The organism is Streptomyces zagrosensis, assembly GCF_014203645.1.
Taxonomy (GTDB): domain Bacteria; phylum Actinomycetota; class Actinomycetes; order Streptomycetales; family Streptomycetaceae; genus Streptomyces; species Streptomyces zagrosensis.
In genome coordinates, this window is sequence record NZ_JACHJL010000008.1 from 105243 (window position 1) to 119580 (window position 14338).

10 protein-coding genes and 1 pseudogene are annotated in these 14338 nt (G+C 68.9%); 7 read left to right on the top strand and 4 right to left on the bottom strand.

Annotated elements, in window-relative coordinates:
• Positions 1–465: 465 nt before the first annotated feature.
• A complete protein-coding gene (locus tag FHS42_RS16895) occupies positions 466–1071 on the top strand; it encodes a class I SAM-dependent methyltransferase (RefSeq protein WP_184573065.1) in 606 nt (201 codons plus the stop codon).
• 433 nt (positions 1072–1504) lie between these two features.
• On the opposite strand, the gene FHS42_RS16900 is transcribed toward FHS42_RS16895, so the two are convergent.
• The 4 genes from FHS42_RS16900 to FHS42_RS16915 form a co-directional block, all read right to left on the bottom strand.
• Positions 1505–1765 carry a hypothetical protein gene (locus FHS42_RS16900; protein ID WP_184573066.1) on the bottom strand — a complete coding sequence of 87 codons (261 nt, stop codon included), beginning with the start codon at positions 1763–1765 and terminating at the stop codon, positions 1505–1507.
• A 620-nt stretch (positions 1766–2385) separates the two neighbouring features.
• Entirely contained in the window at positions 2386–2892 is a 507-nt protein-coding gene (locus FHS42_RS16905) for a hypothetical protein (protein ID WP_312866913.1), read from the bottom strand.
• A 276-nt stretch (positions 2893–3168) separates the two neighbouring features.
• Complete coding sequence (locus FHS42_RS16910; RefSeq protein WP_184573067.1) at positions 3169–3750, bottom strand: hypothetical protein; 582 nt, start codon at positions 3748–3750, stop codon at positions 3169–3171.
• Positions 3747–4352, bottom strand: coding sequence for an RNA polymerase sigma factor (locus FHS42_RS16915; protein WP_312866914.1), 606 nt, complete (start codon positions 4350–4352; stop codon positions 3747–3749). Before FHS42_RS16915 ends, FHS42_RS16910 begins: the two co-directional genes overlap by 4 nt.
• Positions 4353–5297: 945 nt before the next feature.
• On the opposite strand from FHS42_RS16915, the gene FHS42_RS16920 reads away from it, so the two are divergent.
• The 6 genes and pseudogenes from FHS42_RS16920 (at position 5298) to asnB (ending at position 14302) form a co-directional block, all read left to right on the top strand.
• Complete coding sequence (locus FHS42_RS16920; RefSeq protein WP_184573068.1) at positions 5298–6776, top strand: sugar transferase; 1479 nt, start codon at positions 5298–5300, stop codon at positions 6774–6776.
• Between the two features lie 70 nt (positions 6777–6846).
• Positions 6847–8181, top strand: a complete 1335-nt coding sequence (locus tag FHS42_RS16925) for a nucleotide sugar dehydrogenase (RefSeq protein WP_184573069.1) — start codon at positions 6847–6849, stop codon at positions 8179–8181.
• Positions 8171–9450 (top strand): annotated as a pseudogene (locus tag FHS42_RS16930) (glycosyltransferase family 4 protein). The gene FHS42_RS16925 and the pseudogene FHS42_RS16930 overlap by 11 nt, the downstream one beginning before the upstream one ends.
• Positions 9447–10844, top strand: coding sequence for a GumC domain-containing protein (locus tag FHS42_RS16935; RefSeq protein ID WP_184573071.1), 1398 nt, complete (start codon positions 9447–9449; stop codon positions 10842–10844). Before FHS42_RS16930 ends, FHS42_RS16935 begins: the two are co-directional and overlap by 4 nt.
• Positions 10841–12370, top strand: coding sequence for a Wzz/FepE/Etk N-terminal domain-containing protein (locus FHS42_RS16940; RefSeq protein WP_184573072.1), 1530 nt, complete (start codon positions 10841–10843; stop codon positions 12368–12370). The genes FHS42_RS16935 and FHS42_RS16940 overlap by 4 nt, the downstream gene beginning before the upstream one ends.
• A 3-nt stretch (positions 12371–12373) precedes the next feature.
• The gene (asnB, locus tag FHS42_RS16945; protein WP_184573073.1) at positions 12374–14302 is read left to right on the top strand and encodes an asparagine synthase (glutamine-hydrolyzing); all 1929 of its coding nucleotides are present in this window, start codon (positions 12374–12376) and stop codon (positions 14300–14302) included.
• The last annotated feature ends 36 nt before the right edge of the window (positions 14303–14338 follow it).

The following is a 14338-nucleotide window of genomic DNA, read 5'->3' on the forward strand; positions in this document are numbered from 1 at the left end:
CAAGCTCCTCCTTGGTGGATAGGAACGAGCTTAGGCAGCTCCTCCTCTGGAGAGATCCGGGGGCCCTCTTTGGAGCGGCCCGGAGTCTCGCTTCCTCGGTGAGCGTGCGTATGAGAGGCCAGCACTGGCGTGCTCGCGTAAGCATCCATGACGTGTTCCTCAGCGGGGTGAAGGCTCACCGTCACCGTGTGCGCCCTCCGGACGTGGTGTTGCCGTTGACCGGTCTCGGCTGGGTGAGGTAGCCGAGGGTCTTGTGTGTGCGCGGGCGGCGAGTGTAGACGGTTCCGGTGAAGTGGAAGACCTTGACGGGCGCGGTAGTGGTCGGGCCCGAGGCGGGTGCTGCGTAGCCAAGTCCGGCGTCGCACGGCCGCGGCTGGCGGCCCTCTCGCCGATCGCCGCCCGCGCTTTCCCCGCTGCACGGACAGCCTCAGTAAACGCTCGCGCTGCTCATTTACCCTGTCCTTCATGAGCCGTTGGGAAGAACTGACCGGTGGGACGTCCGGCGAGGATTACGCCGCCCGATTCGCGGCCCTGGCCGGCAGCGGTAAGGACATGCACGGGGAGGCGCGGTTTTGCGCCGCGTTGGTGCCCCCTGGAGCACGGGTGCTGGATGCCGGGTGCGGTACCGGGCGCGTCATGATCCGGTTGGCGGAGCTCGGGTACGACTGTGTCGGGATCGACCTTGACGCCTCCATGCTGGCGGTGGCCCGCGGACAGGCCCCGGAGCTGCCCTGGCTCCAGGCCGATTTGTCCGAGTTCGATCCGGCCGGGCTCGGTGTAGCCGCGAACTTCGACCTCGTGGTCGCCGCCGGCAACATCTTTCCGCTGCTTGCCCCGGGCACCGAGGCCACGGTGATCAGCCGCCTGGCCGCGGCCCTGCGTCCGGGCGGTCTCATGGCCGCCGGATTCGGTCTGGACGAAGCCCATCTGCCGGTGCCGCCCAGCATCACCCTGGCGCAGTACGACGCCTACTGCACCGCGGCAGGCCTCACCCTCGTCAACCGCTTCGCGACGTGGGATGCCCACCCCTACGACGGCAGCGGCTATGCCGTCAGCGTCCATCGCGGCTGAAGAACCGCATCCCGCTGAGTCCTGCCCGGCGTGGCCTTGTCACCTGACCTTGTTCGCGCAGACGCCCAAGCCGCCGCGGCGCCCGGCGCTGGTAGTGGGCCGGGCGGCCCGTCGACTGGAAGGGCGAGGTGTCGATGCCTGCTCAGCGGGACATTCGGAGCAGAATGTCGCATTCCCAGTGCGACCTGTACGGCTCGAACGCGGAGCCGCCTGAGCTGACAAGCCGACGACCTTGCTGCCCGCAACGGCCTGGTACGGCTCAACTCACGAGGCCCGTGCGATGTTCGGCCCTGGCCGCACGATAGGGCCGGCTGTAGGCGGGGCTGAGCCGGTGTGCACGGCGATACGCGTCGTGACGATGCGGCTCTGGGCGCGTTGCCCAGAGCCGCATCGTCGTGCCTGGGGTGGGTACCCCGCCGGAGTCGACCAGTGGTCAGGACTCCTTGGCGCCACCGATGAGGAGGGAGTCGTTGTAGCTGTCCTCGATGTTGCCGTTCAAGCTGTCGTCGACACTGTTGTGCGACCGGTCCGTCGCCTCCACGCGCACATCGTCATCGTCGGCGAGGACCGGGTGGCTGTGCGCGTAGCCCCCGTGCCCGTGGTCGTGGCCATAGGCCTGCGCGGAGGCCACGCCGGCCAGGGAGAGCCCGGCAACAGCGATCGTGACGAGGATCGGACGGATGGCAGAACGCATGAGATGTCCTTTCGTTGTGAGCGGTGAGCAGCACGATGCGCCTTCGGATGGCAGTCGTATGAGCCGACACGCTGATGCACGTCGGTCGCTCCCCTGCTCGGACCAACGCTTCGCCACGGACAGTGCGCCCGCGGTGTTGGATTACCGCAGTCACCGCCGTGCCTTCGGGTGGATCTCCGACACCGCTGTCGTGTCGCGAAGCAGCACCGTGAGACCACAACCCCCGCGTGCCGGGCCGCCACGCTCGGTCCGCGTGCACACGCCTCGCCGCCTCGCCGCCTAACCGCCTCGCCGCCTAACCGACGGTCGTCGGCGCCGAGGTTCTTAGGCTGTCGTGGCGGTGGTCACGCCGTACGTGCTCCGCACCGGCGCAACCTGGCCGGTCGTCACCTGGTCGGTGATGCTTCGGTACGGCCGCCTTCATCGACGTGTTGATCCCGCTCACCGAACCTGTGGGACAGCACAGCCGGCCCCTGAGCCTTGCCCCGCTGGCTGCGCCACGTACCCGAGCACGGCTGCCGCATGGCGTCGGGGTCGGGTCGCCACGTGCTCTGGAAGGCTCGCATCGGCTGGTCGCCCGGGTCACCCAGCCGCGAGCGGATGGTGTGGATGGTCGTCTCTCAGTCCCCACGTACGCCGAGGTCATGGCGCATGGTGGCCCTCATGCTGCGGAGTATGTCCCAGAGTTCGTGCTGGGCTTGGGACGCGGTTTCCATCGACTCGCCTGGTCCGGGGGTGCCTTTTTCGAGGCGTTTGACGTGCCCATAGACCGTGTTCAAGGCTTGGTTGACGGCACTCGCCCGACTGAGCACCTCCTGTGGGGCGGTCATCTGGGCCTCGGAGTATCGATCGCGGTGAGCGTTCTTCGCTTCTTCCAGTGCCTGTGTGTCCGCGTCCTGCACGTCGCGCTCCCGCATGACGTGCAGGTGACGGTTCAATGCCGTGGTGAACTGGCGGGCGTCTCGGTTCAGTTCTACGTAGCAGATACGTCGCTGAGCACGGTTCTCGCGTATCTCATCACGGTCGCGAACGAGATCCAACTCCCGGCGCCTGGCCCGTTCGGAGCCTCGCTGGGTAAGCAACGAGCCTCCCAACGTCCCCGCGACACCGGCCACTGCGATGATCACTGAACCGAAATCCACCGAGACACCCCGCAAACCTTTCTGGCCTCACGCCCGCCGCACGCGGCCCGGCCGTCCAGTGTGCCGCTCTGCACCGGCGGTCAGGGCGAGGCATCGGTCCGTCCGCGGCCGGTGTCCCGGCCCCGGCAGGAACCGCACCTGCCTGAGTGGCCGTTGCGCACTCACGTCTGTGGACGGCACGTGGCAGAACTCGGTGATCGGGTGGTGTGTGTGACGCGTGGCGCGAAGCCGCGGGCGTCACCCCGCGGCTTCGGCCGCTGATCAGCCCCGGTCGGGGTAGCCAGGCTTGCTACAGGACGGCACGTCCGTCACCAGCCAGTCCGACAAGCCCTTGACCTTGCCGTTGTCCTTGAACTCCGCCACGAGGAGCAGTGTCGCGGGGGGGTAGTACTTGCCGCCCACCCACGTGCCCTTCGGTATCACGTCCGGGTAGATACGGGCCTTGCCCGGAGCGGACGGGTATTTCATCACGGCAAACGCCGTCGCGTACGTCCCAATCCCGGGGTGCCCCTTGGAGCAGTTCTCGTCACCCTCCAGGGCGACCGCCGGAAGGTGCAGCTTCTTCAACTCTCGCTGGAGGCCGGGCAGCCCCTCGGCGCGCCGCAGGTCCAAGATCACCGAGCCGTCATCCTGCTCGGTCACCGCATACGCGGGTGTGCTGCCCGAACCGCTCACCGTCGGCACGATCACCGCGGCGGCGGCGGCCGTGGCCACCGCCGCGATGGCGAGCGGGGCGCGACGGCGGCGGGTGGGGGCCGAAGGGGCCTGATCGGGAGCCGCTTCGGCCGCCATGACGGACAGTTCAGACGCCAGGAGTTGCTTGAATTCGGTGGGCGTGTTCACGAGACAACCTCCATGATGGGTTCTTTACGTTCGGCGGTGAACGGCCGTTCGGCGCGCAGCGCGCGCTTGGCGCGGTGCAGGCGGACCCGTACCGTCGCCTGGTTGAGGCCAAGCGCCTGGGCGGCTTCGCGTGGGGTGAGGCCGTCCACGGCCACCAGATCCAGGACCTCGCGCAGCGGCTCGCTCAGCGCTCTGTGCCGCTCGACCAACTCGCGTGCCGCCCCTTCCGCGTCGATCCGCTCCTCCAGCGCGGCGATGTCTTCCTCACCCAGCAGCCGACGCCCGTTCAGCCGGGCCACGGCGTGCTGTTCACGGGCGCTGCCCCGGTAGTGGGAGCACAGGACGTTGCGGGCGATGCCGTGCAGCCAAGCGGCGGGCGCCCCGCGCCTCGGGTCGTACTGGCCTGCGGCCTCCAGCGCGGCGACGAAGATGTCGGCGGTGAGGTCAGCGGCGACCTGGGGGCAGTTCGTACGGCGGGTCACGAAGCCGAGGACGGCGTCGAAGTTCTCCTCGTAGAACGTCGCGAATGTGGCGGCGCTCGGTGGCGCGGCGCGGCTCGCCTGTCGTTCGGGCACTGCGGCCCGTTTGGGTATCAAGGGCACCCGTTGCCTCCAAGATGCTCGGTGGTCCCTTCATCCGGTACTTGGCCGCACGGTGGCGAAGCGTTTCACCGGTGTCCCTCCAGCGGCCGGAGCCCGGTCCCGCGCCAGCGTGGGACCGGGCTTCATGGGACCGGGCTTCATGGGACCGGGCTTCGTGGACCGGCCTTCGTGGGCCGGCGTCGGACGGCCCGCGCCAAGACGCCCGGCGTACCGGTACGCGTGTCCGTACGCCCTCATCACCCGGGCGGCAAGGTTCAGGTGAGCGATGCCCGGCGCACCGACAGGCCGGTCCGGGTCTCCCTTGTGTACCAGGGGCTGCGCTCGTTCCGGCAGTCACCCAGGCTGGGGCAGGGTCGTGAGCGGCGGAGGACTCCTGGGATCGGCGCACCCACCTTGCGAGATCGCTGCCGAACTAGGCCCTGTTGAGGGCCCGTTCTGGCCCGCCGATCGCTACCGGGGCACAAGCCGCGCCCGGGCCGGGCGGGCCGCTGGAGTGCGCGGCGGCGGCACAGCACTCCTAGGCCGTCACCGATCGTTCAAAACAGCCTCAAAGTTCGAGCGCAATTTCCACACATCCCCTCTACATAGTGGCAACGATGGTCTAGATTGACCGTGCTTCGGCCGTTCGGGCACGAAGCGATCAAATAATGATCTACAGGTCTGGCGAGGTGGAAAGCCAGCAGTCACATCCCCCGCGTTGCACGTGGGGTGAGCAATTCGCAGTGCCCATGAGGATCTTGGGTGTGGGGAGCACCCGAGGTTTCGGCGGGTCTGCGCGCACGTCGAAAATCTGGTCAGGACACGCGAGTTCGCCGCCGCCAGAGGCGGGTTGTTCAAGTAACGCCGAAATAGCCGGGAATGTCGTGCGCGGGGGTCGGGTTTCTTTCGCGGCGAAGAGCAGTGTGCGACGAACACGTCGAACCACTGGGGACCTGGGGGGGTTCTGTGCGGCAAGGAGGGTTAACCAGCCCGTTTCCGTCGGCGCGCGAGCGTTTGATGAACGGGGAAATCAGCCGGCCCGCGAGCGACTGGGAACAGCGGTACCGCCGTACCGTGATCACCAGCGATACCGTGGCCACCGCAATCGTGGTGGCGGCGATCGGCATCTTCTTCGGGGCCCGGGACGCGGCCAACTGGCATGAGAAATGGGGCATTCTCGCTTTCGGCACCGAACTGCTGGTGCTGGGAGCGCTTGCGATGAGCCGGGCGTGGGCTCCGGTCGTGCTCGGCCAAGGTGCCGAGGAGTTCCGCCGGCTCGGACGCTCACTGTTCACGGCGGTCGTCGTCCTGGCGCTCGGTGGGATCGCCCTCACCTCGCGCAACATCAAGCTCTGGATCTTCGTCGCGATTCCCGCGATCGCGCTCGTCACCATGATCGCGCGGTATCTGCTGCGCCTTTCGCTGCACAAACAGCGAAAGGCAGGACGGTGCCTGCGGCCGGTGCTCGCTGCCGGGAGCCTGGCCACCGTGCAGGACTTGATCACCCGGTCCCGCAAGTCGCCGCACCTGGGCTGGCGCGTGGATGCGGTATGCACAACGGACGGTCTTGGGCTCGACGGTGACCAACTGGACGGCGTGCCGGTCGTCGGCCGACTGACGGACGTCGCGGGCCACGTCCACCGCGACGGCTACCGCGTCGTCGCGGTCACACCGGACCCGCACTGGTCACCGGACCGGCTGCAACGGCTGGCCTGGAACCTCGAAGGCAGCGATGCCGAGATGGTCGTGGCCCCCGTGCTGATGGAGGTGGCCGGCCCGCGGTTGCACGTCGACGCGGTACTCGGTATTCCGCTGCTGCGGGTCAGCATGCCGGCCTTCACCGGGGGCCGCCGGGTAGTCAAAGAGGTCGTCGATCGGGTGGGCGCGGCGATCTTGTTGATGCTGTTCGCACCGCTGATGGTGCTCGTCGGGCTGCTCGTGCTGATGGACAGTCGCGGTGGGGCCTTCTACCGCCAGCGCAGAGTCGGCAGGGCCGGCCGCGAGTTCACCATCTGCAAGTTCCGCACCATGGTCGCCGGAGCTGACGGGGCGCGTGCCGAGCTGGCCGACCGCGACGAGGGCGCCGGTCTGCTGTTCAAGCTCCGCCAGGACCCGCGGGTGACCCGGGTGGGAGCAGCGCTGCGCCGGTACTCGATCGACGAGCTCCCGCAGTTGTTCAACGTACTCACCGGATCGATGTCGCTCGTCGGTCCGCGGCCCCCGCTACCGGAGGAGTCCGCTGCCTACGGCCCGGACATCCGGCGGCGGCTGCTGGTCAAGCCCGGGCTCACCGGCCTGTGGCAGATCAGCGGACGCAGCGACCTGCCATGGGAGGAGGCGGTCCGGCTGGACCTTCGGTACGTGGAGGACTGGTCGCTCGCCCTGGACGCGATGATCTTGTGGAAGACGCTGCGTGCGGTGGTCTACGGGCATGGGGCTTACTGATGCGCACCGTTCGGCTTCCGGCCGGCGCGCGGACCGCAGGCCCAAAGGGCCTGCCTAGGGGGGACGGGGCATGAGGGTCAGCGTTTTCGGGCTCGGCTACGTGGGCTGCGTGTCGGCCGCGTGCCTGGCCAGCATGGGGCACGAGGTCATCGGGGTGGACGTCAACCAGGTGAAGGTCGATCTGGTCAACGACGGCAAGGCCCCGGTGGTCGAGGAGCGGATCGGTGAGCTCATCGCCGAGGTCGTACACAGCGGAGCATTACGCGCTACCGACGACGTCCACGAGGCGATCATGGGCAGCGAGGTGTCGCTGGTGTGCGTGGGCACGCCATCGGAACCCAACGGAAGCCTGTGCACCACGTACTTGGAGCGGGTCACCGAGCAGATCGGCGCAGCGCTGGCAGAGCGCAACAAACACAGCGGACACAGCGAGCGGCATACCGTCGTGTTCCGCAGCACCATGCTCCCGGGCACCTGTCTGAATCTGCTGGTGCCGATCCTGGAGAAGTCCATCGGCGGCACGGCCGGGGTGGACTTCGGGGTCGCGGTCAACCCGGAGTTCCTGCGCGAGGGCACCAGCGTGCAGGACTTCTTCGACCCGCCCAAGACCGTCATCGGCGAACTCGACCCGCCAAGCGGTGACGCGGTGCTGGCGCTGTACGACGGCGTGCCCAGCGAGGTGTTCCGGGTGCCACTGCCAACGGCCGAGGCGATCAAGTACGCGGACAACGCGTTCCACGGCCTCAAGATCGGCTTCGCGAACGAGCTGGGCGCGGTGTGTCACGCGCTCGGAGTGGACTCGCACCAGGTGATGGACGTGTTCTTGGCCGACCGCAAGCTCAACATCAGCCCCGCCTATCTGCGGCCCGGCTTCGCCTTCGGTGGCTCCTGCCTGCCCAAGGACCTGCGCAGCCTGGTGTACGCGGCGCAGCGGGCCGACGTATCGGTGCCCATCCTCGCCCATGTGCTGCCCTCCAACTCCGCACACCTGAAGCGCGCGGTGGAGCTGGTCGAGCGCACCGGCAAGCGCCGGGTGGGCCTGTTCGGGCTGTCCTTCAAACCGGGCACCGACGACCTTCGCGAGAGCCCGCTCGTCGAGCTGGCGGAAAGGCTCTTCGGCAAGGGTTACGACCTACGTATTCACGACGCCAACGTAAGCCTGTCCCGGCTGCTCGGCGCGAACCGCGATTACATCGAGACCCGGCTGCCGCATCTCGCACATCTGCTGGCGGACTCCATCGACAAGGTGCTTGAGCACGCCGAGGTGTGCCTGGTGGGGACCAGGGACCCGGCCGTGCTGGCGGCGCTGCCTCATGGCGACGGCCCGGTGCTCATCGACCTCATCCACCTTCCCGACGCCGAGGCGCGCCGAACCGAACCGGGGTACATAGGTCTTGCTTGGTGACACATCGTTTGACGACACGGCCAGCGGCAAGCGGCCGAACCGGCGCGCGCTGATCTTGGTGGAGAACCTGTCGGTGCCGTTCGACCGGCGGGTGTGGCAGGAGTGCACGACACTGCGCGACGCGGGTTGGACGGTGCACGTCATCTGTCCCCAGGGGCGTACGCGGGACACGGAACCCGAGGCAGAGATCGACGGGGTGCTCATCCACCGCTACCCGTTGCGCGCGGCCACCGCTGGACCGGCCGGCTATCTGCGGGAGTACGGATCGGCGTTGTGGCACACGGCCCGGCTGGCCCGCAAGGTCGGCCCGGTCCATGTGGTCCATGCCTGCAACCCGCCCGACCTGTTGTTCCTGCCGGCGCTGTGGCTGAAGCGGCGCGGCGCGCGGTTCATCTTCGACCAGCACGACCTGGTGCCCGAGTTGTACCTCTCCCGGTTTGACCGCGGCGAGGATCTGCTCTACCGCGCCGTGTGCGCGCTGGAACGGATGACCTACCGGACCGCGGACGTCGTGCTCGCCACGAACGAGAGCTATCGGGACGTCGCGATACGCCGTGGCGGTCGGCGGCCGGCGGACGTCTTCGTGGTGCGCAGCGCGCCCCAGATCGATCGGTTCCAACCGGTACCGCCCGAGCCTGAGCTGAAGCAGGGCAAGTCTCATCTGCTGTGTTACCTCGGCGTCATGGGCCCCCAGGACGGCGTCGATTACGCCTTGCGGGCCCTTGCCAAGATGCGCGACGAGCTCGGGCGGACCGATTGGCATGCGGTGTTCGTCGGCGCCGGTGACGCCTTCGACGCGATGGTGGAGCTGTCCCGGCAGCTCGGGCTCACCGAACAGGTGCAGTTCACCGGGCGCATTCCGGACGCCGACCTGGTGCGCTACCTGTCCACCGCGGACGTGTGCCTGTCACCGGACCCGCGCAATCCGCTCAACGACGTGTCAACCATGAACAAGGTCTTGGAATACATGGCGATGGGCCGACCGATCGTCTCGTTCGACCTCCGAGAGGCGCGAGTGTCCGCAGGTGACGCCGCCGTCTACGCGCCCGCCAACGACGAGACCGAGTTCGCCAAGCTCATCGCGCTGCTGCTGGACGATCCGCACCAGCGGGCCCGGATGGGCAGAATCGGCCAGGAGCGCATCAGCGGGCAGCTTTCCTGGCGGAACTCCCAGCGGTCGCTGCTCGCCGCCTACGCCGCTGCCTGCCGCGAGCGCACTCCGGCTCGCTGGGCGACCCGATTCGTACCGGGAAGAGGCAGCACCGTTGAGCGATGACACGATACGCCTGGTCACGATCGGGCGGATTTTCGCTCGGCGCTGGCGGTTCCTCGCCGTCCTCGGCGTGCTGGGCGCGCTCGTCGGTTACGGCACCTCGGTGCTGTTTCCGCCGCGATACACGGCGTCGGTATCGGTACTGCTGCCGGGGCAGTGGGAGGAACGCGAGCTGCTGACCCAGGCGGAGATCGCGACCAGTTCGGCGGTGGTTGACCGCACGGCTGCCACGCTCAACTGGAAGGGCGTCAGCGGCGGCGAGCTGCGGGATCGAGTGAGCGCCAAGGCCACTGACGGGAACATCATCAAGATTTCGGGTACGGCCGACACTCCGAAGCAAGCGCAGCAGCTCTCCGACCGGATGGCCCAGCAGTTCGTCACCTTCGCCGCGCAACTCACAGGTGACAGCACCGACCCCGAAGAGGTCACGGGGCCCGAGGCCCTGCGGCGCAAGGTGGAGGAGACCAACCGCCGCATCACCGACCTGGCCGAAGCGGCCGATCCCGGGCAGACCGTGGAGAGCGTGCAGGCCCGCACCGCGCTGGAGAACCTGCGCACCGCGCTGGAGGAGGCCATGGAGAAGCTGGACCAGGCCGACCCGGCGAGCAACAAGGCCGGCATGGTCGTCATGGGGCCGGCGGCCCGGCCGACCGGCGAGGCACCGCCGACGAGGACGCAACTCATCATCGGCGGAGCACTGTTGTTCTTGCTGCTTACGGTCATTGGCCATCTCGCCGCCGCACGGGTGAACCGCCGGCTGCGCACTGATGCGGAGATCGCCGCGGCGTTGGGCTCGACGCTGCTGGGTACCGTCGAAGTGCTCGCTGCACCACCCGCGCACCCGCCGACAGGCCGGGACCCGCGGGCCTTGATCCGCCGGCTGCTTGGCATGGACACCCGGTGGGACATCCCCACCCCGCGCGCCTCCGGCGACGAGGCCGGCAGGCTGATCCGCTATCGACGGGTGTGCGCTCGTCTGCTCAACCAACTGCCGGCCCCCCGGCGGCTGCTGGTGGTCGTCCCGGACGGCGACGAGATCGCCCACCGGGCCGCCCGGCAGCTCGTCGCCGAGGCCAAGAGCAACCCCTCCCCCGGATCTTCGAGCACGGAGTACCCCGTGCTGCGAGTGGTGGAGGTCTCGGTTTCGCAGCCGATGGTGCCGGACCGCGACACCGAATCCGGTGCCCTGGTCGTGCTCAGCGCGGGCAGCTGGACCGCGGAGGAGCTCGCCGGCATCGCCGATGCGTGTGCGGACGCCAGACATCAGGTCGTCGGCATCGTCGTCGCCGGTGCGGTCCGGGCCCGTGCGACGGGGTCTGCCGACCATCCGACGGACAACACCACTTTGGCGCTCGCGGTTAGCGGCCACGCGACGGAAGGTTCAGTGTGACGACGAGCACGACTTCGGAGTCGCCGGCAGCCCGTCCGCTGCTCGACCTGCACGCACTGGTGGTGGCGGTACGCCGGCGCCGGCGCCTGTGGTGCTCCTTGGCGCTACTGGGGCTGCTGATCGGCGTGAGCGTGGCAGTTGTGCTGCCGCCACCACCAACCGCGGTGACCAAGGTGCTGGTCGCGCACCAGGGGGACCAGCCGAACGACACCGGAACGCTGATACGTACCGACGTCGCGCTGCTGACCACCACACGGATCGCCGGCAAGGCGCTACAGGCCCTCAAGTCTCCGCACAAACCGGAGGACTTCATGCAGGACTACCGGGGTAGCGGCCTGACCAACAACCTGTTGCAGATAGATGTGACGGGTACCAGCGACGCGCAAGCGGTGGCCCGAGCCAAGGCGCTGGCCGACGCGTTCGTTGCGGACCATGTGCGGCGGATACGGGATGCCGCGAATGCCGAGGCCAGGGCACTGCTCGACCAACGTGACCGCATGCGGGGCGAGCTTGCCAAGGTCAACGAGGCGATCGGCGGCCGATCGCCGGAAGGGGACCCGAAGGCGTCGGCGAGCGTCGAGTCGCTCTTCGCCCGCCGGGCCCTGCTCAACTCGCGGATCGCCGATTTCGACCAGCGCGCCGCGGAGGCGCGCACCAGCACGCCCAAGCTCATCGCCGGCACGCAAATCGTGGATGACCCGCGCGCGGTGCAGCACTCCCTGCCCAAGGCCGCTGCCATCAACGCCGCGATCGGGCTCGTCCTTGGGCTCGCCATCGGGCTCGCGCTGGCCGCGGTCGGCTCGGTGGTGGCGGACCGCCCCGTACTGCGCCGGGAGATCGCGGCGAACCTGGGCGCCTCGGTCATCGCGGAGTTGCCCCGCGCGCCCCGCCTGTCGGCCCGGCTGTGGCAGCGCAAACGGACCCGGGCAGCACGCGAACGGCTCACCGCGACCCTGGCCCGTACCGTGCGCGACTGTGCGGAACCGGTGTCGCTGCTGGAACTGGGCTGCGCGCGTACCGCGAGCGTGATCGCCCTGGACGCCGGCAGAGCACTGGCGGCAGAGGGGGCGATGACCATCATCGACGCGCTGCCTGGCCAGGAGCTGGCCAACAGCCGCCAGCAGCCAGGAGACCCGACCGTGGTCAGCGGCGAGCGTGCCGCAGCCCTGCCGCATCAGGCGCGCCGGCTCGGCGTCGGCTCGGTCGCGCCCGGCACGGCGTGGACCGACCTCCAGTACCTCGGCAGCCAGACCGTGCTCGTCGTGCGTGCCGGGCATGGCAGCGCCGCATGGCTGCACACCGTGGCGCGGCAGCTCGCGGACCAGCGCATACCGGTGATCGGTGTGGTGCTGATCGACCCCGACCCGCGCGATCGGACCGACGGCACGCTGTGGGACGGGTTGCTCACAGCGCTGCGCGGCCATCACGAACGGCTGCCCCGACCGAACGAGACGGGCCAGCTGCGGACGGAACGGCCCTCGATGCCGGCCGCACGGGTACCGGACAGCGACCAGGAAGCGCGGTAGAACATGTGTGGCATCGCAGGCACTTACCGATGGCCGGACGGGAAAGTCGTGACCGACCGGCTCACCGATGTCCTCGCCCACCGCGGCCCGGACGGGGCGGGCCGATACAGCCACCCCACCGGTGACGGCGAAGTGCACCTCGGGCACCGCCGGCTGGCCATCATCGACCTGTCCGAAACCGGCGCCCAGCCGATGGTCTCGGGCGGCCTCGCCCTCACGTACAACGGAGAGCTGTACAACGCGCCCGAACTGCGTGCCGAGCTGGCAGCCACTGGAGTGCGCTTTCGCGGCACCTCCGACACCGAGGTACTGCTTGAGGCCTGGCGGCGCTGGGGCACGGACTGCCTGCCCCGGCTGCGTGGCATGTTCGCGTTCGCGATCTTCGACGAGCGAACCGGTGAGCTGGTGCTCGCCCGCGACCAACTCGGCATCAAGCCGCTGTTCGTGCTCCGGCGCGGTGCGGGCCTGATGTTCGCCTCCGAGCTCAAGGCGCTCGCCGCAGCGACCGGTGGGTCGCTACAGGTGGACCATGCGGCACTGGTGGCCTCGCTGCTGTACTACTGGGTGCCGGACTCGCGCTGTGCGTTTCGCGAGGCGGAGAAGCTGCCGCCGGGGAGCTGGCTGCGGTGCCGGCCCGATGGCCGGGTGGAGCGCGGCCGGTATTGGAACTTGAAGGATGTCGCCGCCGATGGCCTGGAGCGGGCCCGCAGCGGCGAGCAGCCGGACATCGCTGCCGTGGTCGAGGAATCGACTCGGCGCCATCTGCTCTCCGACGTACCGGTGGCGACCTTCCTGTCCGGCGGTCTCGACTCCAGCTATCTGACCGCGCTGGCGGCCCGCGACCGGCCCGGGATCTCCGCTTACACGATTGGGTTCCGCGCCGAGGACGCCAAGTTCGAGGCGATGCCCGACGACTTGCGCTATGCCCGGCAAGTGGCCGAGCAGTTCGGTGTCGATCTGCATGAGATCGAGATCGCTCCGAACGTGCTCGACCTGCTGCCGCAGATGACGTACCACCTGGACGAGCCGATCGGCGACCCCGCCGCGATCAACACGTTCCTGATCTGCTCGGCCGCCCGGGAGGCCGGGGTCAAGGTCATGCTCTCGGGGATGGGCGCCGACGAGCTGTTCGCCGGGTACCGCAAACACCTGGCCAACCTGCTCGCGCAGCGCTATCAGCGCATCCCGCGGCCCCTGCGGCGCGGCCTGTCCGCGAGCGTGGGCCGGCTGCCGGTCGCCTCGTCCCGCCGGGGGTATCGGTCGGTGCGCTTCGCGAAGCGGTTCCTGTCCTTCGCCGATCTGCCGGAGGAGGCCGCGTTCCGGCGCAGCTACACCATGTACGACCGGGCGGAGTTGCTCGCGCTGGTCAATCCGGACTTGGCCGGGACGGTCGAGGACGTGCTGACCGAGCATGCGGACGTCTACCAGGACAATGACCTGGATGACTTCGTCAACCGCATGTGTCTGGGCGACGCCCGGATGTTCCTGCCGGGCCTGAACCTCGCGTACACGGACCGGTCGAGCATGGCCGCATCCACCGAGGTGCGGGTGCCGTACGTGGATGTCGAGGTCGTCAAGGCGGCGTTCGCCGTGCCCGGCAATCGCAAGATCGTCGGCCGGCAGGGCAAGGCCGTCCTCAAGGAGGCGGCCACCTCGATCCTGCCCCGGGAGATCGCGTACCGACCCAAGGGCTTGTTCAGTGCCCCGCTGCGGGCCTGGATGAGCCGGGATCTGGCACCGCTGGTGCGCGAGGTGGTGAACGACGGCGTGCTCGTCAGTTCCGGAATCCTGCGTCGCGACGCGCTGGCGCGGATGGTCGCGCAGGACGCCGCCGGACAGCAGGACTTCTCCAAGCATCTGTGGCACGTGCTGACCCTGGAGCACTGGTACCGCGGCGCGACCGCTGGCTCCGGCCAGAACCAGGCGGCTTGACGGCGCGGTAGCCGCAGCCAGGCGACTTGACTGCGT